This window comes from Peribacillus deserti, assembly GCF_002863585.1.
GTDB classification, from domain to species: Bacteria; Bacillota; Bacilli; order Bacillales; family DSM-1321; genus Paraperibacillus; species Paraperibacillus deserti_A.
Window position 1 is genome coordinate 1 of the sequence record NZ_PGUY01000001.1, and the last position, 24077, is coordinate 24077.

Sequence of the window (24077 nt, forward strand, 5' to 3'; positions counted from 1 at the left end):
CTTGCATGTATTAGGCACGCCGCCAGCGTTCGTCCTGAGCCAGGATCAAACTCTCCGAAGAATGTTTGTGATGCACAGGATGTGCAAACATCGGCGTTGTCACAGGACGTGACAATCTTAGCCGATGATCCTTTAAGCTCGTAAGTTTAAAACTTGTTTTATTTTCTCATAGAGAAAATATCTGGCGTCTTGTTTCGTTCAGTTTTCAAAGAGCACTTACTTGCAAACACGCTCGTTTTAAGCGACTTTATAATCTTACCACATCTGCTTTTGAGATGTCAATAAGTTTTCTAAAAAAGTTTTTCGCCGCTTGCGAAAACTTAAGTGTCTCGCAGCGACGTATATAAATATAACACCATATAACTAATGGGTCAATACTAAAAAAGCTTTTTTAAGATAATTTTTTTATGTTCATAATTGTTCCTGCATAACACAGTAATATCGGTGGAAAATTCCCTGCCCTTTTGTTTCTACTTTCTCTACTTGTATGACATTTTTCTCAACAAGATATTCTAAAAGAACCTCCAGGTCAACGGAATAATACTTAAGGTCTGGATGCTGGCTTAATTCAGATATAGACCAATATCCATCCTTGCCATTTAATATATCTACAATATGCTGTGAACCTAATTGCGTTCTTGAATGGATTAAAAATTCACTGGCTAAGAATAAAAGTTCAAGTCTCTTCTCAAGCGATTCATGACTGGTTACTAATTCTTCATATAGTTTAAATATCTCTGGCCTTATCATCCTTACCTGATTCCACACAGTTACTTCTGGATAGAAGCCTTGGTCGATAATTTCAAGTCTGGCCAAATGATGTAATGAGTGAACAATATGATTATATGCATCGAGGAAATGTCCGTTTTCAAAAAAGGATTTCCCATCTAGATACCTTCTAATCAATTTGGCGAATTCCACACCCATTTTTACTTTTCTCCCATAGAAGGGGAATTCGTGCAGTTCTTTTTTAGACGTTCAAAGTATTCATTTCTGTCAAAGACTATTTTCCCACTAAAGATCCATTCAAAGATTTTCCGGTTTGAACCAAGAAGTATCCATTCCTCAAGCTGTGATTGGTGGACAATATGCAGGGCTGCTTTTTGGTCCCTATAAATGTAGTGCTTAATAGAGACTGCTTCTTCTGCTTCATTTACAACAGTAAGTAATATATAGTCAAAACTGTCCGTGGATGAAACGTCATTGGGTTTTTTCTCAATAAGCAAAACTCCCATGGTTGATGGCCAGCTTGCTCTTTCCTGATAAATAGGCCGAAGTATATCTTCCATTCTTAACTCCTCCAAAAAAGCTTTATTGCGCTTTTTATGATTGATGATGATCCCTCATAATTTCATTCGATAAAAACATCCGGATTCCTGTATTAAATTTATTTCAGTCAGCTTATTTATGATATAGTTAATTATCGGGAGGGACAACTATGGCTAAATATTCAAATAAAATAAATAAAATTCGTACTTTTGCTTTGAGTTTAATCTTTATTGGTTTCATTGTCATGTATGGAGGAATCTTTTTTAGAAAATCCCCGCTTTTAATGACTATTTTCATGGTGCTGGGTCTTCTATTCATTATAGCTAGTACAGTTGTTTATTTCTGGATTGGTATGCTCTCCACAAAAACCGTTCAAGTACGCTGCCCGAATTGCGGAAAAGTGACAAAGATTCTTGGAAGAGTGGATATGTGTATGTATTGTAACGAGCCTCTAACTTTGGACAAGAGTCTTGAAGGACAGGACTTTGATGAAAAGTATAATAAGAAACAAAAAACGCATAAGGTACAATCGTAAGCCGGCCCACAACCGGCATTTTTTTTACAAAAAAAAAAAGACCCGCCCGTTACGACAGATCTAGTGGATTTACATTAATGAGCCTCTTTAGCAGAGCATTCAGCACATGTACCGTATACTTCTAACCGGTGGCTGTGAACCTTGAAGCCTGCTACATGCGAAGCTAGATGTTCTACCTCATCCAGTCCCGGGTAATGAAAGTCCACAATTTTGTTGCAGTTCTGGCAGATTACGTGGTAGTGGTCTGTAGTTACAAAATCAAATCTGCTTGAGGAATCTCCGTACGTCAGCTCTTTAACTAAACCAACTTCACGAAATACACGCAAATTATTATAAACGGTGGCAACACTCATATTTGGAAACTTGCCTTCTAATGCTTTATAGATATCGTCGGCAGTTGGATGTGTCATCGCATTAATAAGATACTCAAGTATCGCATGACGTTGCGGAGTAATTCTGACCCCAGTTTCCTTTAAGGCATCTAATGCTTCCTTCAATTGACTATGGGACACCGCCATGCACCTCTCTTCTAAATAGGATTTATTTTCAAATTATAATGTTTATAAATAGTGTACATGGAATTTCGCACTTTTGTCAACATTCTTCACTGCTGTCAAGGGTTCAGCCTTCTCTGTCATTCTATTCAGATGCTTTCAAAAAATACGGCTTTTCTTATTCTTCATGTAAATTCAGCTCTGGTTGATTTAATTTATAATTCACATATCTAGCCGCTACAAACAGGAAATCAGATAGACGGTTTAAATAGGATAAAACCATAGGATTTACTCCTTCACCTATTTCTACTGCATTACGCTCGGCTCTTCTTGAAATCGTGCGTGCCAGATGCAGCGCTGCGCCTGCAGGATGCCCCCCGGGAAGAATAAAATTGGAAAGCGGAGTTAATTCATTCTCCATTTGATCGATCGCTCCTTCAAGCTGATCAACATGACCTTTTTCCAGTTTCCAATTCACTTTTTTACCCGCAGGCGTTGCCAATTCAGCGCCAACGTGGAAAAGGGCTGTTTGTATAAAGTGGAAGGTTTTTAGTATATCCTCTTTCCCGCTGAATTCTTCATCTTTTAAATGGCTTATTCCGAGTCCGATGGCAGAATTAGCTTCATCACACGTCCCATAAGCCTCAACCCTAATATCCGTCTTGCTCACTCTTTGGCCGTAAATGAGCGAAGTAGTCCCCTTATCGCCTGTTTTCGTATAAATCTTCATGGTTTTAGTAGCCCCTTTCCAGATCAATTAAGTTTTGAAATCCATCAGTACGCCTTAAATATGTATCTAAATTACTTTCAAAAATCTCCATCGCCTTGGGCAGATAATTTTTAGATATACTGGAGATATGAGGAGAAATCGTCACGTTGTCCATGTCCCAATAAGGATGATCTACAGGTAAGGGCTCCTCGTGAAATACATCCAGTATTGCATGTGAAATCTGACTGTGATTAAGTGCTTTTAAAAGAACACTTTCTTTTACCAGGTCTCCCCTGCCGATGTTAATAAAAATACTGGAGCTTTTCATTCTTCTAAAATGATCTTCTGTCAGCAGGTTTCTAGTTTCTACTGTGCTTGGAAGGATCGAAACAATATAATCTCCCTCCCCAAGAACAGATAATAAATGATCCATTTTGTAGACTTTATCAATATAATCAACAACTTTGCCGCTCTTATTTACTCCTATTGTGTGCATCCCAAACGCATTAGCTAATCTTGCAATTTCAGTTCCAATTGCGCCAGCCCCGATGATCAGCATAGTTTTGCCATAAAGCTCTCCGAATTCATAGTTTCTGTTCCATCTGTGTTCTTTTTCCTGCTCCCTCAGTTCTCTCATTTTCTTTTCAACTTCAAGAATTCTCCCGATGGTATATTCCGCCATAGGGATTTTATGTATACCCCTTGCATTGGTGACCAGAATATCCCTTTCTTTTATGGCAGCAAGAGGCATTTTTTCTAACCCGGCAGAAACGACCATAATCCATCTCAGATTGTCCGCATGTACGATATGCGAGTCATTCAAATCCTCACCATAAGTAACCAATATTTCACATTGAGGCATGATGAGTTCGTCAGCTTCAAGAGCTTTTTGAAAGTGGAAAGTTACTTCAGGATATTTTTTCTGCAATTGCTCCTGCAGATGATCAGGAGGTGTAAAAGTAAATTGAATGAGCATCATCTATCCCCGCTTACTTATTTTTTGGCTGTTTTCGCAAACTTTGCTGCTATTAAACAAGAGGTTGATTGGAGCGCAAGGCATGCTCGCGGACCTTAGGGGCGGGCGGTGAGCCTCCTCGTCTTCGCCTGCGGGGTCTCACCTGACAGAAAAGCGGAAGCGCCTTGTTCAGACCCGGTAAAGAAGACTTGCTGAGTGGCAAGCGTTAGCGAAGACAGAAGCATAGTCGCACTTATGCGTTAGCCAAGCATAAGACAAGCGGGCCGTGGAAAGCGGTTTTCCTTTCCATGGACCGATTGGCTTATGACTCGAGGGTCTAGGCGCTGGAGCCGGACAAAGCCCGCTGCTCCCGCACCGAAAAGCGGAAAGCGGTGCCTGCCCAACATATAAATATTAAACGCTCAGTGAAAATCCCAATAGATATAAAATTCTAAACAAATTGGGAGGCAGAGACCCGATAAAGAAGACTTGCTGACTGGCGAACGACAGTGAAGACAGAAGCTTAGTCGCACTTATGCGTCAGCCAAGCATAAGACGAGCCGGCTGTGGGGAGCGCTTTTCTCCGCATGGACGGATCGGCTTATGACTCGAGGGTCTCAGCTTGTAGCTGGATCAAGGAGTCTCGAACCTTACGCTCCAACCAACCTGTTTTAACAATAGGTTGATATAACAAAACTTACTAAAAACAACAATCTTTTTTAGAAAAAGATCCTATTTTTTAATTATAGTGTATCACGTGCAAATGGAAAAAACGGTAAAAAAAAGCGGGCCGTATTGGCCCGAAAAGTATTTCCTGAGGAGGTATTCCTGTTAAAAGGATATGCAGATATTGTCTTTTTGAGTGGACAAATACCCTCTTTCCTTAAAATAGGCTTCAATATTTACAATAACCGCTCAGGATTCAGCCCCTCAAGCTCACGAAGGACGAACAAACCATCTTTACGAATCAGTACGTCATCAAAATAAATTTCTCCGCCTCCGTATTCAGGCCGCTGAATGAGGACCATATCCCAGTGGATGGAAGAGCGGTTTCCATTATCCGCATCTTCATAAGCCTCACCTGGAGTAAAATGCAGACTGCCGCAGATTTTTTCGTCAAACAGGATGTCTCCCATCGGTTCTTTAATCATCGGATTTACTCCTATTGCAAATTCACCTATAAAACGGGAGCCTTCATCTGTGTCAAATATTTGATTGATTTTTTCAGTTTGGTCTGAAACAGCTTCGACAATTTTTCCATTTTTGAACGTTAACGTCACATTTCTGAATGTTGTCCCATGATACGGACAAGGGGTGTTAAAGGAGATTTTCCCATTCACGCTCTCCTTGACAGGAGCTGTAAATACCTCCCCATCTGGAATATTATTTTCTCCAGCACAGGTAACCGAAGGAATATCTTTTATGGAAAAAGAAAGATCCGTTCCCGGCGACACCAGTCGTACTTTATCCGTCCGATCCATTAATGCTTTCAATGGCTGCATTGCTTCGTGCATCTTTTTATAATCAACTGTACAAACATCAAGAAGATAATCTTCAAACCTTCTTGTACTCATACCCGCTTTTTGAGCAAGGCCCTTGGTTGGGTAGTTCAGTAGAACCCATCTTCTGTTATTCACATAGAAGAATGTAGCGGGCTTCATAATTTCACCGCGGATCCGATGTTTTTCCGCAGGAATGTCACTCAGTTCCGCGTCATTTTCTTCTCCAATCACCACGATTACCGCGTCAACATCTTCATACTTTTTCATCATCCAGGCCGCCTGTGTTTCCAGCTGTTCCCTCGAGCAGCCCATAGATAAATGCTTGCTTACCTCTTCATCAATCAATTCGACATACGGAAAGGCGCCCAGCCTGTATGCCCCATCGATCAGCTCGGTGATCAAAGGCTGAGCGGTCACACTCCCCCTAATTAACACGCGTTCCTTCTCTTTAATGGTTACCGAATGTGTCAGCAGCAGCTCTGCCAGTTTGGTTAAGCGTGAATCTCTCATAGTTTCTCCCTGCTCCCGTCTATAAATTTTCTTTTATGTATTGCAGGGCGTTGTCTACATGCCCTTGAACTTTAACCTTTCTCCACTCTTTTACAATCTTTCCTTCTTTATTAATAATGAAAGTGGAGCGCTCTATGCCCATATATTCTTTGCCAAAGTTCTTTTTAAGTTTCCATACATCATAAGCTTTGGCTGCTTCATTTTTCTCATCTGCCAAAAGTAGAAAAGGAAGGCCATACTTTTCTATGAATTTCTCATGCCGGCCGACCGGGTCGGGACTAATTCCAAGGATGACCGTATCAAGCTTTCCGAATTCATCATGCCTGTCCCGGAAATCACAAGCCTCGGTCGTACAGCCTGGAGTCATGTCCTTTGGATAGAAATATAAGACGACATTTTTTCCGGTGAAGTCTGAAAGACTCACCTTTCTTCCGTCATTCGCTTCTAATGTAAAGTCAGGTGCTTGAATGTCAGTTTTTATTTCCAAAATGATTACCCCCATTAAAAATTCGCATTAAACCTCTAAATAGAGCCTATGTAAGCGTACCCAAATCCTGAAGTTTTCACAACTGATTTTAAAAAACTGAATATAAAAGTTATCGTTTATCAGGCGGCTCCATATAAAAGACGCTTCTCACCACAAACGCCGCAGGCAATGTATATCCTATAAAAGCCTGGACAGCGGCAATCATGCGGCCTATCCCTACAGGCGATAGATCTCCGTACCCTACTGAAAAGAAGGTTATGGAACTAAAATAAATAGCTGTCTGCAGTTTATAAAAATAGGTCCCCTGAAGATGTTGTCCCATTTCAAGCAACACTGTATAGTTTTCCAGCTCTAAAAGCAAGTAAATCATTCCAAATCCAATAGTAACAGTGCTATACAATAAAGCCAGCCATAGAAAATTTCTTAGAGTTAAATGTCTGTCTATCATATGAAGAGGGGAAAACAGACTTTTAAGGCTCAAAATCATACAAAAAATAACGGGAATTAAAAAATAATAGATCATTCTATTCTCATCCTTGCGGGCATTTTATTAATATGTACGACCATCTATGGCGAGATATTCATATTTGGCAAATTAAGCCTGATACATTATCCTGTCTCCTCTATTGCCAAAGTGCTAAAATAAATGAGAAACAGTAAATCTGGAGGATATTATGAATTTCACTAAATCAGAACAATTACATATTGAAGCACAAGAACATATAGTAGGAGGCGTCAACAGCCCGTCCCGGTCCTATAAAGCCGTTGGGGGCGGCTCGCCGGTTGCCATGGAAAAGGCAAAGGGCGCCTACTTCTGGGATGTAGACGGAAATAAATATATTGATTATCTGGCTGCATACGGACCGATTATTACCGGCCATGCGCACCCTCATATAACGAAAGCAATTACGACGGCAGCAGAAACTGGAGTATTGTATGGTACTCCCACACCGCATGAAGTAACCTTTGCAAAAATGCTCAAAGAAGCAATGCCAGGACTCGAAAAGGTCCGTTTTGTAAACTCTGGGACTGAAGCAGTTATGACAACAATCCGCGTTGCACGTGCTTACACTGGAAGAGACAAGATTATTAAATTTGCCGGCTGCTACCACGGACATTCTGATCTTGTACTGGTTGCTGCAGGGTCCGGTCCATCAACATTAGGCACTCCGGATTCTGCTGGTGTACCTAAAAGCATTGCAAAAGAAGTAATAACGGTTCCATTTAATGAGATTGAACCGTTAAAGGAAGCCCTTGATAAATGGGGAGACGAAATTGCTGCAATTCTTGTCGAACCTATTGTCGGTAACTTTGGGATTGTAGAGCCAAAGCCAGGATTCCTCGAAAAAGTGAATGAACTTGTCCATGCCGCAGGCGGTCTCGTAATATATGATGAAGTTATTACTGCATTCAGATTTATGTATGGAGGCGCACAAGACCTGCTTGGCGTCCAGCCGGATATAACTGCACTAGGCAAAATTATCGGCGGAGGACTTCCTATAGGTGCCTATGGAGGCAGGAAAGAAATTATGGAAAAAGTAGCCCCGCTTGGCCCTGCATACCAGGCTGGGACAATGGCCGGCAACCCTGCTTCCATGCTGTCCGGAATCGCATGCCTGGAAGTGTTAAAAGAAGAGGGGGTTTACGAGGAATTAGATCGTCTCGGCGCTCTTTTAGAGGATGGAATTCAACAAGCGGCAGAAAAATACAATATTTCCGTTACTATTAACCGCTTGAAAGGCGCTCTTACCCTTTACTTTACAGATGAGAAGGTTGAAAACTATGAGCAGGCGGAAAATACAGATGGCGAAATGTTCGCGAAGTTTTTCAAACTGATGCTGGAGCAGGGAATTAATTTGGCCCCTTCCAAATACGAGGCATGGTTTCTCACAACCGCACATACCGATACAGATGTTTCTGAAACAATAAAAGCGGTTGAACATGCATTCTCTACCCTGTCACAACAATAAATAAATGTATATTCATACATGTAACATACATTTATTACGCTTCTCTGCGGGGAAGCTTTTTTTATTCTAATACAACTTGAAAGCGTTTACAAAGCACTTTTTCACATTATTAAGCTTCCTTATTCCATTTCATCTCTTTATTCAGAATGATGCATAATAATTGATTTTCAGAAAATTAAATGATATTATAGACATACAATTCTGAAAATTTTCTATAAGTATATCCTATTAGGAGGTGAATGGCACGTTATAAGGCTCGGATGAGTCTTATAAAGCCTGACCAATGACTGAAACGTGGAATCCCGCCTTTTTTAAAGAATATTACAAGCACGAACATGATGCTTGCGGCATAGTAGCTTGTATTGAAAAAGAACAAATTCCGACAAGAGAAAATATTTTTTCTTGTATTAATGCATTAGTGACCATGAACCACCGAGCAGGATTTATTAATAATGAAGGTGATGGAGTAGGTGTACATATAGACATCCCCAGAGCCTTGTGGAAGAAAAAATTGGCGGAAGCCGGTCACAATCCAGATCTGCCGGACAATGAAGCCTTTTATGTCGGTCATTTCTTCTTTAATAAAACCGAGGATAAGCAGCGATTGAAGGATTTTATAAAAGAAAAATTCGCCCTTAATGGGGTAAAGGTTTATTTTGAAACAGACAGTGTTCATAATCCTGAAGCACTCGGCCCTATCGCGCTTCAGGAAAATCCTGTATTCTGGCAGGTCGCTGGCTTAGTGAGTGGTGATACAAACGCCGTACGCTCAAGGACTTTGTTCGAATTAATTCCGGAAATTGAGAAAAATGAGCATATCCATGTTGCATCCCTGAGTCAATATCATGCAGTCTATAAGGTTATGGGAGCCGGTGACATTCTTCCAAAATACTATGATGACCTTGCTGATCCGCTTGCGGCATCAACGATGACACTAGGGCATAACCGTTATTCCACAAACACCCTATCCAGTTTTTTCAGGGTTCAGCCTTTCAGTGTTTTAGGACATAACGGAGAAATTAATACGATTGCCAAACTAAGAGATGAAGCTAAAATGATCGGAGTTCCGCTTGTTAAGAACGGCAGTGACTCCCAAGATCTAAGCCGGACCATTGAAACATTGATTTCCAGACACGGCTACACTCTTTTTGAAGCGATGGATGTATTGTTCCCTCCGATTGTTAATGAAATAAAAGAGTACCCAAACCACCTTCAGGATCTGTATACCTACCTAAGAGAAGCCTGGGGTCATTATGCCCAGGGGCCTGCGGGAATTATATCGCGCCATGGAGAAGAAGCCGTCTTTTCAGTGGATGCCCTGGGGTTAAGGCCCCTCTGGAAGTTAAGCACTGAAACCTCTTACCTATTCTCTTCTGAGCCAGGCATTATATCATCCTCTGAATACACGGATGAACCCAAACCATTGGCACCTGGAGAAAAGATTGGGCTTAAATGGGAAAATGGACGAATTAGAGTCTATGAATACAACGAATACCAGGAAGAAGTTTATAAGCTCTTTTCAAATAAACTTTCCCTTTCAAACGACCGGATCAGGCTGTTCCCTCCTGTTGTTGAAAAGATTGTGACACAAAATACTTCTGAGAAATTGCATAACGGGCAATATAAATCTTTCGGCTGGGAGAGAGACCATGTTCAGCTTGTCGAACAAATGGCTGAAAAAGGCGCCGAGCCCATCAGGTCGCTTGGCCATGATGCCCCGCTCGCTGCAATCAATCCTGAAAGGAAGAACATTGCCGATTTCATAAAGGAAAGCGTAGCGGTTGTAACCAATCCAGCTATAGACCGCGACCGAGAAACAGAACATTTTTCTACTCGCAGCATCATTGGTAAAAGACCTTCCTTATTTACAGCTGAAAAAGCCGATTCGGTTATAGAATTACTGTCTCCTATTGTCGTTGAAGGAACACAGGGAAGTAATTGTGTATCTATCACGAAACAGCCCAGCTATGAACAGCTTGTCCATCTTTTCCAAAAAGACAGCCTCGCTGCCGTCATATCAGCAGCTATCTTAGAAGATGAGTCTGTTAAAGACGGCCTTAATAGAATGGCTGCGGAAGCTATAGCGGCCGTAGAAACAGGAAGTGCTTTGATTGTATTGGATGACAGAGAAACACATCATGATGGAAAACTCTGGGTTGACCCCCTGCTTGCAGTTTCTGCAGTAGATCGTTCATTAACTGCAAAGGGTCTGCGAAGGGATTGCTCGATCCTATTACGTTCTGCATCTATACGCTCTCTGCATGATATGATTCTTGCTTACGGACTGGGTGCAAATGTAATCAATCCATACTATATGTTCTTAACAGTAAGTGATGTAGAAACAAAGCCTCTTGTGAACTTATACAATGCCCTTGTAAAGGGGCTGGAAAAAGTGATTTCTACAATTGGCATCCATGAATTAAGAGGCTATGGCAGGCTGTTTTCAGCTATTGGCCTAAACGAGGAACTAGCTGAAACTCTTGACATCGTCAATTTCTTTGGTTCGGATAAACTGTCACATAACTTCGATTTCCTAAAAGAAGATGCTATTAAACGTGCAGTGGACTATCACAACGAAAAAGAACGGGCAGGGAAAACATTTCATCTATTCCCCCGCATTTGGAAAGCGATTGGAGAAGTGGCTGCTTCAGGTGATTATGCAGCATATAAAGAAAAGATTTCTGAACAGGAAACTGAAAACCCGACGACCATCAGGCATCTTACAGGCCTCAGGACTGCCTCACAATCATTGGATCCTAAGGGAGTAGATATTAGTGTAGGAGAACACAGCCTGCCATTTATCATTTCATCCATGAGCTTCGGTTCACAGAATGAAATAGCATTCAGAGCATATGCAGAGGCTGCAGACCGTTTAAATATGGTAAGCCTGAATGGAGAAGGCGGAGAAATTAAGGATATGCTTGGCAAATATCCAAGAACGCGGGGCCAGCAGATTGCTTCTGGACGTTTCGGAGTAAATGCAGAGCTGCTGAATTCGTCGAATCTTCTTGAAATCAAGATCGGCCAGGGGGCAAAACCAGGTGAAGGCGGCCACCTTCCAGGTTCGAAGGTTACAGCAAAAATTGCCGAAGCCAGAAACGCTACGATTGGATCGGATTTGATTTCGCCTTCAAATAACCATGATATTTACTCAATTGAAGATCTTGCTCAGATGATCCATGAGCTTAAAACAGCTAATGATCAGGCAAAGGTTGCTGTTAAGGTACCAGTTGTACCAAATATCGGTACAATCGCAGTGGGTGTGGCTAAGGCTGGTGCAGATATCATTACCCTCTCAGGCTTTGACGGCGGCACCGGTGCAGCAAGAATACATGCACTTCAGCACGTAGGCCTGCCAGTAGAAATTGGTGTTAAAGCAGCCCATAATGCGCTATTGGAAGCTGGCATCAGAGAAACTGTTGAGCTTTGGGCAGACGGAGGAATTAAGAGTGCCTTTGATGTACTGAAGGTAATGCTCCTTGGTGCCAACCGTGTCGGTTTTGGCACACTGTCAATGATTGCGGTCGGCTGTACAACTTGCAGGGGCTGCCATTTAGACACATGCCATGTAGGGATCGCAACACAGATTGAAACAGAAGCCCAGGCAAAGGAACATGGCTTGCGCCGGTTCGTTCCACGTAAATTTGATCTGGCCGTTCAAGGTCTTTCAAACCTGTTCACAGCATTTGGCACGGAGCTGAAAGCTCTCGCTGCTACAGCTGGAATTAAGAATCTTCAAGATGCAGTAGGAAGATCGGACCTCCTCGTTCAAGTTAAGGGGAACGATAAGCTTGACCTGACTTACCTGCTAAAGCCTCTTGAAATCAGCCAGATATCCTTTAAGGAAGCAGCTGCGTCTATAGAATCAGAAGCCCTGCAGATTGCTGCCGGAGCTGAATATCTTGATGGAAGAACAGAAGAACTCCATCTTTCCAGAGATTTCGAATCGGTAACATCAGAACAGCGTGTTCTAGCCAGCAGGGTTTCCTGTCATCGTGTAAGAAACAGACTGGATGGATCCTATAAGAAACTTCCTGATATCAAGCTTGCCTACAAAGACTCCATCCCCGGAAACGGTCTTGGAGCCTATAACAGCTTCGGCATTGATATTGCCGTATCCGGCGGCGCACAGGATGGGATCGGAAAAACCTCTTTTGGCGGTAAAGTGATGATCTTTAAGTCTAAAGGAAAAGACGGCCAGTTCTATAATGGGTCTGTCGGCAAAGGGTTTGGATATGGTGCCCAGCAAGGCCTGCTGATTGCGCAGGGAAATGCCGATGCCCGGGCTGGAATCAGGCTCTCGGGAGCTGATATAATCATCGGCGGCCAAGTGAAAAAACCAATTCCTGCGAACGAGTATGGCAATATTGGAGTCAATTCTAATATAAAAGGGTTTGCGTTTGAATATATGACGAATGGCAGAGGCCTTGTGCTTGGTGATCCGGGACCATGGATTTGCGCAGGGATGACTGGGGGCAGTGTTTATCTAAGAATTCAACCGGACATGGGGCTGACTAAGGAAGCCATTGAACGCCGTATAGCGCTTGGTGCTAAGGTATCCGCCGGGCCGCTGACTGAAAACGGGGTCAACGATGTTCAAGATCTGCTTGGACAGTACATTTCGCTCCTGGAAGAGCAGGAACAGCACACAGAAGCAGATGAATTAAAAGCTCTGCTTGCTGAGCCTTCTTCCCACTTTATACAAATCAAGCCGGTAAAAGAACAGGCTGACCCTTCTGTCTCTACAGAATAATATATAAAAAGTCCACCAGGTTGTTTTACGTATAAGCAGCTCTGGTGGATTTTTTTATGTTTACTGTACATTTCGTTAATAATAAATATTAGTCTTTTTTCCTCAAAAAAGACTTTTTCTATTGAACAAATCCACCAAACCTTGTATATTACATTATTGTCTAATAAAAAATTCATTAACATTACAAATATTAACATTAGGGGTTTAATGAATGATAAAAAGAAAGGACATCTATACATGAAGCTTGGCGCCCGCATTTTAAAAACGGGAATCGCAATTATCTTGGCTATATATGTTACCCAGTTTTTTAACATGCCTTCTCCAGTGTTCGCTGCAATTGCTGCTATATTCGCGATTCAGCCTACAATTTACCGGTCATATATTACTATTTTGGAGCAGGTTCAGGCAAATTTGGTTGGAGCTTTTGCAGCTGTAGCCTTCGTACTTTTATTCGGAAATGATCCCTTTATAATTGGTCTCGCTGCAGTCATTGTTATTTCAATCAACTTAAAATTAAATATGAAGAATTCGATTTCAATCGCGCTCGTTACCCTTATCGCCATTATGGAAAGCCAGGGCGGCAGCTTTCTAGAATTTGCTCTATTAAGATTTTTAACCATATTGATTGGAATTTTATCAGCGTTTATAGTCAACTTAATTTTTCTGCCGCCAAAATATGAAACGAAAGTATTTACTCGAATTTCTTCTCTTACGGAGGATATGTTTCAATGGATTCGGATTAATACACGTCATGCCAGTGATCATGGTCAATTAAAAAATGAAATTATCCATTTCAAAGAAGATATAATAAAATTAGAACAGCTCTATATCATGTACAAAGAGGAGAGAAATTATCTGAAGCGAGAGAGACTCGCAAAATCAAGAAAACTTGTAGTGTACCGTCAGATGATTTCAACAGTAAAACGTGCACTTGATACCCTGAAAAGACTGCATAGATATGAAAACGAACTCCAGCAAATGTCCGAGGACTTCCAGCAGAAAATCCAGGAGCAGATGGACCTGCTTACATATCAGCATCAGCAGGTTCTACTAAAATACACAGGCAAAATCAAATCACACAATATAACCATTGAAGAAAGCGAAAATAAACAAGAACTAGTTAACCTTCTACTCAAGGTACCTAACGAACCAAAGGGAGAAGAACCAGGCATTCTCTACCACATGATTCCCCTGGTAGCGTCCATCATAGAATATGAAGAAGACATCAAGCACCTTGACATGCTCATAACAAGCTTCTACTCCTATCACAGCGAAACCAACGAAGTCGTCATCGCTGACAAAGATGAATAAAACCTTGCCGGGGCGGCAAGGTTTTTTCTGTCTTTTCTGTCTTCCAGGGGACAGTCCCCTATTTCCCGAAGCTGGACTCGCCTGCGGTTACTGAGTTTTGATGGGGACTGTCCCTATTTCCCTTGGCTGCGGCCCCCTTAATTCTTGCATCGTCTTCGGAAAGACTAAATGTTTTTTTGCAAGTACTAGGTTATTTTTCAAACGAGAACAGTAAATACAACTGGATTTAAACTAGTCCCGAGGTGAGAATTTACGAAAAAACATTAGTTCTGCCTGCTTAAACACATCAACATTTCGTCGAAACAGTACTTAAATCAGTTAAATTGTTATTTAAGTGCTGTAAACAGGCGTACTAACAGGAGTTTTTTACCAAACTAAATGGAAAATATCAAAACGTGAATGTTCTATGCTTAGCTTTCTAAGGTTTATGCTTATCTTTTGCAGATTTATGCTTAGGTTTTTGTGTTTTATGCTTAACTATACAAGGCATATGCTTATCTCTCCACATCCAATGCTTAAGTTGGCTGCTTTATGATTACCTTAAAGTGTTTATGCTTATATATAGAGGTATATGCTTATCTACAATCAGACAAGTACTTACAGCAGAAACCCCGTATAGATGCTTATAACACAAAATTATGTACCTGACTTTCTTCATAAGCAAAAACCAGCCCAAGGAGAGCTATCCACTTCCCTTGGGCTGGTATAATCTGCTGTTTTTATTTCTTCATAATACACATTGCTTAGAAAAGCACCGATCCTGCGCTTTTCTTGCTGTCCAGCTCCGAACTGACACCTTCGGTCATAAGCCAATCGCCATCAAAAGGCAAAAGCGGCCTTTCGCTGCCGCTTTTCTTATGCCTTCAGGTGTCTGCTTTTCAAATAATATTCAGGGGGAAACTTGAAAGTTTATCATTGTTTTTTTACACAAACTTCGTGAAAAGCACCGTTCTCCGCTTTTCTAGTTGTCCAGCTCCAAGCTGACATCCTCGAGATATAAGCCAATCAGCCTATGAGAAGCACCCCACTTCTCACAGGCTGATTGGCTTATACTTGTCGGATGTCTGCCTTTCTAATAACAATATAAATATAACTCAATCTGCTAAACATTCACCTTTATGTTTAATTTGTCATGAAAGGCACCGCTTTGCGCTTTTCTAGCTATCCAGCTGCTGTACCTGAAACAGCCTGTGGTACCCGCCCTGTTTTTTCATGAGCTCTTCATGGGTGCCGATTTCGGCGATTTCTCCATGCTCGATCAGAACTATTCTATCGGCATGCGTGATGGTTGAGAGTCTGTGTGCGACTATAAAGGTTGTTCGGTCTTTCGCTAGTTCTTCTAAGGCTTCTTGGATGAGATGTTCACTTTCTAGATCGAGCGCCGATGTTGCTTCATCCAGGACCAATATCGGCGGGTTTTTTAGGAATACTCTTGCTATGGCTACCCTCTGCTTCTGGCCGCCAGAAAGCTTGACCCCTCTCTCACCTACTTTGGTTTCATAGCCTTCATTTAAATTAATGACAAATTCATGGGCATTGGCAGCATGTGCAGCTTTATAGACTTCCTCTTCAGATGCTTCAGGCTTACCCATTAGGATATTGGCTCTTACTGACTCACTGAATAAGATATTATCCTGCAGCACCATCCCAATTTTGTCGCGCAGGCTTCTGACCTGGTAGTCTCTAATATCGACCCCGTCCAATAGGATTCTCCCATCGGTTACATCATAAAATCTCGGCAGCAAGCTGACCAGTGATGATTTCCCTCCGCCGCTCATCCCAACAAGTGCAATGGTTTCCCCTTGTTTAACATCCAAAGAGACATTCTTAAGGATGGGGGCCTCACCCTCATTATAGGCAAAGGAGACATTTTCAAATTGAATATGACCTTTTATATTCACTGCTTCTATTGCTTTTGGGGAATCTTCTATATCATATTTTACATCCATGAATTCAAAGACCCTGTCCATTGAAGCAAAGGCCTGTGTGAGTGTTGTAGATGAGTTCACAATCCTGCGTAGAGGGTTGTAGAGCCTGTCAATATAGGCAATAAAAGCTACCATAGTTCCGACTGTAAGGTCTCCCTGAATGACGAGGTAGCCTGAATATCCAATGACTAGGAGCGGAGATATATCTGTTATCGTATTGACCACACCGAAGGATTTAGCATTCCATTTTGTATGGTTCAATGCTTTAGTCAAATAGTTATGGTTCTGCTTGCTGAATCGTTCCTGCTCATAATTTTCTATTGCAAAACTTTTGATAACAGGCATTCCCTGTACCCTCTCGTGAAGATAACTTTGAACCTCAGCCAAAGCTTGGGAACGTTCCCTGGTAAGGCTTCTGAGTCTGCCAAAAAAATATTTAACCGAGAAAGCGTAGAACGGGAACATAAGCAGGGATACCAGGGTTAGTTTTACATTAAGAGTGAACATAATGGCCGCAACGAAAATAATGGTTGCCAGATCCAGCCAAAGATTCATCATCCCGGTCATTACAAACTCTTTAGTCTGCTCTACATCATTAATAATCCTTGAAATGATCTCGCCGACCCGGTTATTGGAATAATACTTGAAGCTTAATTTTTGAACATGTGTAAATAGACGGTTCCTGATGTCAAACAGAATCTTACTTCCCGTCCATTGGGCAAAATATTGTCTGTAATATTCAATTGGAGGCCGCACAACGATAAAAATGAAGGCCACAATTCCCATGGCCCATAATAACCGGTCTGTCTTTGCCCCTGTTGTTAAATGTTCATTGCCAATTACATCATCAACTACATACTTGATTAAATAAGGTAGCAAGAGCGGTATTCCGAATTTCACCAGCCCTATTCCGATAGTTCCGAGAATCTGCCATTTATATGGCTTAACAAACTGCATATAACGCCTTACGCTGCCCAAGATGATCACCCGCTTTTTATTTTCATTAGAAAAGCCTGTTGTACAACCAACAGGCGTAAGGAACTTCTAAGTCTTATTCAAATTTAAAAAATTGAAATAGGCTGTCCTATTTGCGGTATGTTAAAAAACGTTCATACCAATTATCAATAAAATCCGGAGAAAATGGACCTTTTCTCTGTCTGATCCAATAAATCAGCTGATCCATATTACGCCTTAATATCTTATCAATAACATCCGGATATCGCATTTCTCTGCCGTGAAGCTCGTATTCGTCTTCATCCAGGATATTAAAGGTCATATCCGGATATACCTTAATATCAAGGTCATAATCAATATACTTCAAGGCTTCTCCATCATACACAAATGGAGAACTGAGATTACAGTAGTAATAGACGCCGTCTTCCCTCAGCATTCCAAGGATATTAAACCAAAGGCTTGAATGGAAGTAACAAATGGCGGGTTCACGGGTAATCCATGTCCTTCCATCAGATTCCGTCACCATGGTTCTGTCATTTGCAGCAATAACCAGACTTTGTGTGCCCTTTAAGACCGTGGTTTCTTCCCAGATTCGATGGATCCGCCCATTATGTTTATAGCTTTGTATTTGGATTTTTTCTCCTTCTCCGGGAATCCCCATATTTCTTCTCCTCTACTTTCTAAAAATACAGTAAAACTCAGGACCTGTGCTTTTTATATGTTTACTGCCTATCCATATTCTTTAACCCCATTGCTATAAATAACGACTTTATACAATTGTTTATATTCTACTATTATAACGATAAAAAAAATTTTTTAAAACAAAAGAGTCATTGAAATTCAATGACTCCCCTAAAAACTCGGTAATTTCTTTATTTTTCGGCTGTTTTCGCAAACTTTGTTGTTAATGAACAAAGGGGTTGATTTCCACTACAGGATGCTCGCTTTCCGCGGGGCGGGCGGTGAGCCTCCTCGGCTTCGCCTGTGGGGTCTCACCTGTCCCGCTGCTCCCGCAGGAGTCTCGCACCTTACGTTCCAATCAACCTGTTTAAAAATAGGTTAGGTTCACCGAACTATTAAAAAATAACAATTTTTAATTGAAAAGAGCCTATTTTTTCAGCTTCAGCCATTATTTAAAAGTGAATGGGTACCGCGAGCCTCGTTTTACGCGTTAATATGAGTACGCTGGTAGGTTCGTATAACCTCCTCGGTCTGTTCTTCAAAGATCTTTTGTATGCCACTCAGGTTACTCTTCATTATAAGGATTTCATGCTGCAGGGACTCTAGTTCTGCTTCTTCTTCAAGTGAACGGAGCTGCTTTTCAATTTCCTGGCAGCGCTCAATTTCTGATTGTAAAAATAACAGCCTTTCCATGGTTTTTAATTGTTCATTCACCAGCCGGTCAAAATCACTCAAATTAATGTCCTCCCGCCATAAAATCTTCATACACTAAGTATTCTTTCCCTGCGTTTTAAACCCTTTGACTATTTCTGTTAGGTTTATGGAAGTTTTGTCGATTTGAAATTGGGATGCCTGAAAGGGCTGGCTTGTGACCTAAGGATTAAAAAAAGGGATTACAGCCTAATAAAAGGATGTGATGTAATCTTTACGGAGCTCTTCCCATTCAATAACAGAGGGGAGAAACAATTTAAATAAACCTTTAGGGGCGCAGATAGAATTTTAGGGGGAGTTTCATGTTTTCAGGGGGTTTTTATAAATTTAAGGGACCAGCATCCAGCTTACAAGCACAAGAAAGGAGGCAGCAAAGCCGCCTCCTTATATTATTAAGACTGTTGTTGGTTGTTTACTCTAGAAGCAGCTCTAGATTGTGCTTGAGCATTTTGTTGTCTTACTTCTTGAGCGCTAGTTTGACGCTCAGTTGCAAATTCAGTGCCGAATTGGCCTTGACCAGCTTGAGCACCCATACCTTGAGAAGCTTGAGATGTACCTTGAGAAGCTTGTTGGTTTTGTCTCTTTACTTCAGCAACGTTTGTTTGACGCTCAGTTGCAAATTCAGTGCCAAATTGGCCTTGACCAGCTTGAGCACCCATACCTTGAGAAGCTTGAGCGTTTTGTTGTCTAACTTGTTGAGCGTTAGTTCCAGCTTGAGATTGTCCGAAGTTGTTTGCCATGTTTATCACCTCCACGCTCATTAATGTAACCAAGATGCGCGAGGGATATCCTGTTTTTCAGAGTAAATTTTATCCAATTTTACACGAGCAGCGAACGTCCTCCATCCACGATAATGGTCTGGCCGCGGATCATGCTTGATTCTTCGGATATTAAGAACATTATTGTGTGAACTATATCTTCAATTTCCACCATTTTCCCTGCAGGCGTCTGGCTTGCTGCGTCACGAAGAAGTTCTTCGCGGTTTGGAAAATGCTTGAGGGCTTCTGTATCGATGGCACCGCCTGATACTGCATTTACACAGATGTTTTTTGCTGCCAATTCTACAGCCAGGTATCTGGTCAAAGCTTCCAAGGCAGCCTTGGAAACACCGACTGATGTATAGTTTTCCAGTACACGGATGGATCCAAGAGAACTGATGCTCACCATTTTTCCTCCGCCGTTTTTTTCCATAAGTTTTGCCGCTTCCTGGGCACAGAACAAGAACGCCTTGCTGTTGATGTCCATCGTCCAGTTCCAATGGGATTCCTCCAGCTCCATGGCGGGCCTTAATACACCGGACGCTGCATTGCTGACAAATACATCTAATCGCCCGAACACATTTTCAATTTCCTCAAACATCCCTCTTATTTTGGCTACGTCCCCGACATTCGCTTTTACAAGGAGGGTTTTTCTGCCTAAAGCCTCTATTTCTGATGCTACTTCTGCTGCAGCCGACCGGCTTCTCGCAAAATTGATTACAATGTCATACCCTTCTTTTGCCAGCCTTAATGCTGTCGCTCTGCCAATTCCTCTGCTGCTTCCTGTAACCAAAGCTACTTTTTGTGTCATCATTTATCATCCTTTCAAAAGATCCATGAATAATGGGCGGTTATTTTTTAAAAAATAATCCTTATTAACGAATAGGAGGTAATAGTATGTATGTCGGCCGAGATATGACCGAGCTTACCATGGTCCCAAAGTCAGAGTGGAAAAAAAGTGAACTAGCTTATTTTCATCAGTCCCTGCAACAAATGGTACCTTATTTAAATTCCGAAGGACAAGCGATTCATAGGGAAATCGTTAAAGAAATTGAAAATCGAGAAGGCCTAAACAGAAATCAGGCAGATTATACACACGGTACCCGCATTACCTTTGATTAGTAGACTGGCTTTTTAGCAGCTGGTAGGCTTTCCAGATTTTCTGGTGGGAAACAGGAAAAGCATAGCCTTCCACTTCAGATTCAGCAACCCATTTCATTTGGTGGGAGTTCATGATATTCTCGGAGACTTCTTCTGCTTTTCCGAGAAAGACTTCCATTTTCCATACCAGGTGGGAAAATGTGTGATCTATGCTGATTAGATGTTCGCCTAATTGCGGGATCACCTGTAGCTGTTCCTGGAATTGCTGACGGAATGACTCCCTCTTTGTTGCAACCGACGCATGAACCTCGTAGTTAGGGAACTCCCAAAGATTAGCAAGCAGACCTTTCGATGGTCTTTTTCTAATTAAGATTTCATTTCGGCTGTTTGAAATGACCGCGGCTGCAATCGGTACATCTCTGGTCTTTTTTTGTTGATTTTTAACCGGCAGCCGGGATTGCACTCCCTCGGCAAAAGCTTCACAGTGTTCCCGAACCGGACATAAAAGACATGCCGGGGTGCCAGGCGTGCAGATCATGGCTCCAAGTTCCATTAAGGCCTGATTGAATGAAGAAGTATGGGTTTCGTCAATTAATCTTCTTACGGCTTCTTCAAAGGTTTTTCTAGTTCTGGGCTTTGCAATATCCTCTTCAATCAGTAATATCCTGGACAATACCCGCATTACATTACCGTCTACTGCCGGCTCCGGCTTTCCATAAGCGATACTCAGGATAGCTCCTGCCGTATATGGGCCGACCCCTTTTAGCTTTGAAATTGCTTCAAGCGTATCGGGTACAACCCCATTATACTCGGCTGCCACTTCCCGAACTGCACTTTGAAGGTTTCGGACTCTTGAATAGTACCCGAGCCCTTCCCATGCCTTCAATACTTTTTCTTCATCTGCCTCCGCTAATTCCTCAAGGGTCGGGAACCATTCCATAAACCGATTGAAGAAAGGGATTACGGTGTCTACCCTCGTTTGTTGCAGCATGATTTCAGAAACCCACACTTTATAAGGATTCTTGTCTTTCCTCCAGGGCAGATCTCGTTGTTCCTTTTCAAACCAGGAAATAAGATCCTGGCGAAACAAAGGGATATTCATTTTCTCTAAAATATGCAAATTATTCAATTCATTTTTCCTCCGGATGTTAACTTTTAGCTAGAAAGGGAATATATCAATAAGATTTTCGTTTATAATTGATAACAATTAAAATTCAATGCGAATATGTTACTATACCTTGTTTATTGCGCTCGGGTGGATAGTGGATAAATCAATTTCGAATCATCCAAGATATAATAAAGAACGTTCAGATGTAATACTTTACACATTTGCGGTTAGGAGGTGGCCTATTGGATACTGGAACACATTTTGTTATGGGCATCGCAATTGGTGGTCTGGCTACGCTGGACCCAGCCATCGGGGAGCATTCTGTAACAGCTCAGGCTGTTCTGTTTGGCGCAATCTTAGGCCAGCAAGCTCCGGATATCGATACCGTATTAAAGCTAAGAAATAACGCTGTTTATATTAGGAACCATAGAGGCATTACCCATTCTATACCAGCGGTTTTGTTTTGGCCGCTGTTAATATCTGGTTTCCTCGCAATCATTTTTCCTGAAGTCAATTTCCTGCATTTATGGATGTGGACGTTCTTTGCCGTTGCGCTTCATGTTTTTGTCGATCTGTTTAATGCGTATGGGACGCAGGCAATAAGGCCTTTCTCATCAAAGTGGGTCGCTTTTGGAATAATAAACACCTTTGATCCTATCATATTCGGCATTCATATCGCCGGAATTATTCTCTGGGGTTTTGGTCTTCCTCCAGGTCCAACTTTTGTAGCGATGTATATCATTATTGTGATTTACTATGTGCTGAGGTTTATTGAACGGAATAAAGTAAAGCATTCTGTATTAAAGATCCTGCCAGATGCTAAGAAGATTATTATATCACCTACGTTAAGATTCCATAGATGGCGGATCGCAATTCTTACAGAAAAAGAATTCATAGTGGCGAGGTCACATGACCGGGCATTAACGATTCTGGATACGTTCGAGCGTGTTCCTTTGCCTGAGAGCAAAGTGCTGGATGCCGCAAAGCACGATAAAAACCTATCAGCCTTTTTGTCTTTTTCACCCGTCTACCGATTTGAGATAAAAGAAGGGAAGGATATATCGGAGGTCCGATTTATCGATTTAAGATACAGAAGTAACGGATATTATCCATTTGTCGCCGTTGTCCATCTAGATAAGAACTTGAATATCATTAATTCTTACACCGGTTGGATTTTTAGTGAGGAAAAACTCAGAAAGAAATTGGATATACTCCCAGGCTGATCGGCCTGTAAAAAAGCTGGCTCAATAATGAGAGCCAGCTTTTTTAATGTACTTCATCTTCCCCATCCAATAAGTGCTTATATTTAGGATTATTGGCCATGAATTCGTGCAGCCTTCCTCCATAACTTTCAATAAATTGCCTGACATATTTCTCGGTCATCTCACTGCCCCGATATTCATGACCGGCTTTAGCATATGTAGCCTCAAAGTCCTCCCAAAGCAGCTCGACCCAGGTCTTCGCTTTGGTTGATGACAATTTTGAATTCTTCTCAAGGAGGAGATTTGTAAGCACCTCGATATAATTATTCATACATCCTTACACCACCTGTTCCTTATTTTATAAAACATACTTCATTTTGATTAACTCATACTAAGATTAGGCGAACAGCATTGCATTCAAAAAGGAGGACAAACATATGAGCAACAAAGATCGAATCTTCCCAGGTGACGTCCATGGCAATGACGCAGGACCAAGAGCTAAGGCTGAATACGCCTCTAAACGTCCTGACGGAACCATCAATACACATCCGCAGGAACGTATGAAAGCTTCCTCTTTAAGAGCTCGTTAGAATTTTAAAATTGGTGTGACGGAGAGTGACTTTTTATGAAAAGCCATCATCATCGGCCGGCTCCATTTAAACATCGCCATGGTCCTAGACATGCCAAGGCTAAAACATTTGGTTTGGATAGGCTTCCGCAAAATGTAACTGATTTTGGAACGAATGTTGAGGGTTCACTGAAAAGCTGACCCTTGTTTATAAAAACCGGCTTCCAGGGCCGGTTATTTTACTTCCTTCAAGAGTGATATGGGAAGGGCTTCTTCGTGATTGCTTCCGGTTAAACGATAGCCCCAAGCAAACACTCCGTTCAAATATTGGATTTTAAAGTATTCTCCCGGAGCACCTTCAATCTCATACAATTCTCCTGGTTTAAAATCATCCGGATTCAGCAGGTAAGCTTTTGCCATTGCTGCCTTTCTTTCTAAAACGGCATATTCATTTACCATACCCATTTGTTCGGCTTTTCTTGCCTTTTCATTAAGGGTATTTATCTCCTGCTGCAATTCATAAGCTGTCAACGTACTATATCTCTTCTCACTCATTGGTTCCCCTTCTTTC

General features: G+C 41.6%; 21 protein-coding genes, 1 rRNA gene and 1 pseudogene. 7 read left to right on the top strand and 16 right to left on the bottom strand.

Features of this window, described 5'->3' with window-relative positions:
- Both CUU66_RS00005 and CUU66_RS00010 read right to left on the bottom strand, forming a co-directional pair.
- Positions 1–61 (bottom strand): 16S ribosomal RNA (locus CUU66_RS00005); the annotation flags it as partial.
- Between the two features lie 350 nt (positions 62–411).
- A pseudogene (locus CUU66_RS00010) lies at positions 412–1289 on the bottom strand (nucleotidyltransferase-like protein).
- A gap of 149 nt (positions 1290–1438) precedes the next feature.
- Here CUU66_RS00010 and CUU66_RS00015 point away from each other — a divergent pair.
- Positions 1439–1804 carry a YgzB family protein gene (locus CUU66_RS00015; RefSeq protein ID WP_101639633.1) on the top strand — a complete coding sequence of 122 codons (366 nt, stop codon included), beginning with the start codon at positions 1439–1441 and terminating at the stop codon, positions 1802–1804.
- Between the two features lie 74 nt (positions 1805–1878).
- Here CUU66_RS00015 and perR read toward each other — a convergent pair whose 3' ends face one another.
- The 6 genes from perR to CUU66_RS00045 form a co-directional block, all read right to left on the bottom strand.
- Complete coding sequence (gene perR, locus CUU66_RS00020) at positions 1879–2322, bottom strand: peroxide-responsive transcriptional repressor PerR (protein WP_101639634.1); 444 nt, start codon at positions 2320–2322, stop codon at positions 1879–1881.
- Positions 2323–2476: 154 nt separating this feature from the next.
- The gene (locus CUU66_RS00025) at positions 2477–3028 is read right to left on the bottom strand and encodes a cob(I)yrinic acid a,c-diamide adenosyltransferase (RefSeq protein WP_101639635.1); all 552 of its coding nucleotides are present in this window, start codon (positions 3026–3028) and stop codon (positions 2477–2479) included.
- A 4-nt stretch (positions 3029–3032) separates the two neighbouring features.
- Entirely contained in the window at positions 3033–3986 is a 954-nt protein-coding gene (locus tag CUU66_RS00030) for a D-2-hydroxyacid dehydrogenase (protein WP_308302417.1), read from the bottom strand.
- 878 nt (positions 3987–4864) lie between these two features.
- The gene (locus tag CUU66_RS00035; RefSeq protein WP_101639637.1) at positions 4865–5974 is read right to left on the bottom strand and encodes an aminopeptidase; all 1110 of its coding nucleotides are present in this window, start codon (positions 5972–5974) and stop codon (positions 4865–4867) included.
- Between the two features lie 19 nt (positions 5975–5993).
- Positions 5994–6461 carry a thioredoxin-dependent thiol peroxidase gene (gene bcp, locus CUU66_RS00040; RefSeq protein ID WP_374702954.1) on the bottom strand — a complete coding sequence of 156 codons (468 nt, stop codon included), beginning with the start codon at positions 6459–6461 and terminating at the stop codon, positions 5994–5996.
- A gap of 109 nt (positions 6462–6570) precedes the next feature.
- Entirely contained in the window at positions 6571–6984 is a 414-nt protein-coding gene (locus CUU66_RS00045) for an ion channel (protein WP_101639639.1), read from the bottom strand.
- A 151-nt stretch (positions 6985–7135) separates the two neighbouring features.
- Here CUU66_RS00045 and CUU66_RS00050 point away from each other — a divergent pair, with 151 nt between their 5' ends.
- The 3 genes from CUU66_RS00050 to CUU66_RS00060 all read left to right on the top strand — a co-directional run bounded on the left by CUU66_RS00050 (position 7136) and on the right by CUU66_RS00060 (position 14495).
- The gene (locus CUU66_RS00050) at positions 7136–8431 is read left to right on the top strand and encodes a glutamate-1-semialdehyde 2,1-aminomutase (protein WP_101639640.1); all 1296 of its coding nucleotides are present in this window, start codon (positions 7136–7138) and stop codon (positions 8429–8431) included.
- A gap of 283 nt (positions 8432–8714) precedes the next feature.
- Positions 8715–13184 (top strand): glutamate synthase-related protein, encoded by a 4470-nt coding sequence (locus CUU66_RS00055; RefSeq protein ID WP_101639641.1) that lies wholly within the window; start codon positions 8715–8717, stop codon positions 13182–13184.
- Positions 13185–13421: 237 nt separating this feature from the next.
- Positions 13422–14495: an aromatic acid exporter family protein gene (locus CUU66_RS00060; protein ID WP_101639701.1), complete on the top strand. Its 1074-nt coding sequence runs from the start codon at positions 13422–13424 to the stop codon at positions 14493–14495.
- A gap of 1157 nt (positions 14496–15652) precedes the next feature.
- Here the strand turns inward: CUU66_RS00060 and CUU66_RS00070 are convergent.
- From CUU66_RS00070 to fabL, 5 genes are all read right to left on the bottom strand, one after another.
- On the bottom strand, positions 15653–17401 hold the full coding sequence (locus tag CUU66_RS00070) for an ABC transporter ATP-binding protein (RefSeq protein WP_101639643.1): 1749 nt from the start codon (positions 17399–17401) through the stop codon (positions 15653–15655).
- 106 nt (positions 17402–17507) lie between these two features.
- Positions 17508–18038, bottom strand: coding sequence for a nucleoside tri-diphosphate phosphatase (ntdP, locus tag CUU66_RS00075; protein WP_101639644.1), 531 nt, complete (start codon positions 18036–18038; stop codon positions 17508–17510).
- 503 nt (positions 18039–18541) lie between these two features.
- Entirely contained in the window at positions 18542–18793 is a 252-nt protein-coding gene (locus tag CUU66_RS00080) for a YgaB family protein (protein ID WP_101639645.1), read from the bottom strand.
- A gap of 368 nt (positions 18794–19161) precedes the next feature.
- Positions 19162–19509, bottom strand: coding sequence for a gamma-type small acid-soluble spore protein (locus tag CUU66_RS00085; RefSeq protein ID WP_101639646.1), 348 nt, complete (start codon positions 19507–19509; stop codon positions 19162–19164).
- Between the two features lie 79 nt (positions 19510–19588).
- Positions 19589–20338 carry an enoyl-[acyl-carrier-protein] reductase FabL gene (fabL, locus tag CUU66_RS00090; protein WP_101639647.1) on the bottom strand — a complete coding sequence of 250 codons (750 nt, stop codon included), beginning with the start codon at positions 20336–20338 and terminating at the stop codon, positions 19589–19591.
- 86 nt (positions 20339–20424) lie between these two features.
- Here fabL and CUU66_RS00095 point away from each other — a divergent pair, with 86 nt between their 5' ends.
- Positions 20425–20649 carry a hypothetical protein gene (locus CUU66_RS00095; protein WP_101639648.1) on the top strand — a complete coding sequence of 75 codons (225 nt, stop codon included), beginning with the start codon at positions 20425–20427 and terminating at the stop codon, positions 20647–20649.
- Here the strand turns inward: CUU66_RS00095 and mutY are convergent.
- Positions 20636–21730 carry an A/G-specific adenine glycosylase gene (mutY, locus tag CUU66_RS00100; protein WP_101639702.1) on the bottom strand — a complete coding sequence of 365 codons (1095 nt, stop codon included), beginning with the start codon at positions 21728–21730 and terminating at the stop codon, positions 20636–20638. The genes CUU66_RS00095 and mutY overlap by 14 nt on opposite strands.
- Positions 21731–21978: 248 nt before the next feature.
- On the opposite strand from mutY, the gene CUU66_RS00105 reads away from it, so the two are divergent.
- On the top strand, positions 21979–22959 hold the full coding sequence (locus CUU66_RS00105) for a metal-dependent hydrolase (protein WP_101639649.1): 981 nt from the start codon (positions 21979–21981) through the stop codon (positions 22957–22959).
- A 43-nt stretch (positions 22960–23002) separates the two neighbouring features.
- Here the strand turns inward: CUU66_RS00105 and CUU66_RS00110 are convergent, their stop codons facing one another.
- Positions 23003–23269, bottom strand: coding sequence for a YfhJ family protein (locus CUU66_RS00110; protein ID WP_101639650.1), 267 nt, complete (start codon positions 23267–23269; stop codon positions 23003–23005).
- Between the two features lie 106 nt (positions 23270–23375).
- Here CUU66_RS00110 and sspK point away from each other — a divergent pair, with 106 nt between their 5' ends.
- Entirely contained in the window at positions 23376–23528 is a 153-nt protein-coding gene (gene sspK, locus CUU66_RS00115) for a small, acid-soluble spore protein K (RefSeq protein WP_101639651.1), read from the top strand.
- A gap of 212 nt (positions 23529–23740) precedes the next feature.
- On the opposite strand, the gene CUU66_RS00120 is transcribed toward sspK, so the two are convergent.
- Positions 23741–24061 (bottom strand): YfhH family protein, encoded by a 321-nt coding sequence (locus CUU66_RS00120; protein WP_101639652.1) that lies wholly within the window; start codon positions 24059–24061, stop codon positions 23741–23743.
- Between the last annotated feature and the right edge of the window lie 16 nt (positions 24062–24077).

Bases quoted from the DNA above. Each gene is read 5' to 3' on its own strand.
- perR (WP_101639634.1), bottom strand. From the start codon at position 2,322: ATGGCGGTGTCCCATAGTCAATTGAAGGAAGCATTAGATGCCTTAAAG.
- CUU66_RS00095 (WP_101639648.1), top strand. From the start codon at position 20,425: ATGTATGTCGGCCGAGATATGACCGAGCTTACCATGGTCCCAAAGTCA.
- sspK (WP_101639651.1), top strand. From the start codon at position 23,376: ATGAGCAACAAAGATCGAATCTTCCCAGGTGACGTCCATGGCAATGAC.
- CUU66_RS00035 (WP_101639637.1), bottom strand. From the start codon at position 5,974: ATGAGAGATTCACGCTTAACCAAACTGGCAGAGCTGCTGCTGACACAT.
- CUU66_RS00120 (WP_101639652.1), bottom strand. From the start codon at position 24,061: ATGAGTGAGAAGAGATATAGTACGTTGACAGCTTATGAATTGCAGCAG.
- ntdP (WP_101639644.1), bottom strand. From the start codon at position 18,038: ATGGGGATTCCCGGAGAAGGAGAAAAAATCCAAATACAAAGCTATAAA.
- CUU66_RS00055 (WP_101639641.1), top strand. From the start codon at position 8,715: ATGACTGAAACGTGGAATCCCGCCTTTTTTAAAGAATATTACAAGCAC.
- CUU66_RS00110 (WP_101639650.1), bottom strand. From the start codon at position 23,269: ATGAATAATTATATCGAGGTGCTTACAAATCTCCTCCTTGAGAAGAAT.
- CUU66_RS00030 (WP_308302417.1), bottom strand. From the start codon at position 3,986: ATGATGCTCATTCAATTTACTTTTACACCTCCTGATCATCTGCAGGAG.
- CUU66_RS00025 (WP_101639635.1), bottom strand. From the start codon at position 3,028: ATGAAGATTTATACGAAAACAGGCGATAAGGGGACTACTTCGCTCATT.
- CUU66_RS00060 (WP_101639701.1), top strand. From the start codon at position 13,422: ATGAAGCTTGGCGCCCGCATTTTAAAAACGGGAATCGCAATTATCTTG.
- CUU66_RS00015 (WP_101639633.1), top strand. From the start codon at position 1,439: ATGGCTAAATATTCAAATAAAATAAATAAAATTCGTACTTTTGCTTTG.
- mutY (WP_101639702.1), bottom strand. From the start codon at position 21,730: ATGAATATCCCTTTGTTTCGCCAGGATCTTATTTCCTGGTTTGAAAAG.
- CUU66_RS00050 (WP_101639640.1), top strand. From the start codon at position 7,136: ATGAATTTCACTAAATCAGAACAATTACATATTGAAGCACAAGAACAT.
- fabL (WP_101639647.1), bottom strand. From the start codon at position 20,338: ATGACACAAAAAGTAGCTTTGGTTACAGGAAGCAGCAGAGGAATTGGC.
- CUU66_RS00045 (WP_101639639.1), bottom strand. From the start codon at position 6,984: ATGATCTATTATTTTTTAATTCCCGTTATTTTTTGTATGATTTTGAGC.
- CUU66_RS00085 (WP_101639646.1), bottom strand. From the start codon at position 19,509: ATGGCAAACAACTTCGGACAATCTCAAGCTGGAACTAACGCTCAACAA.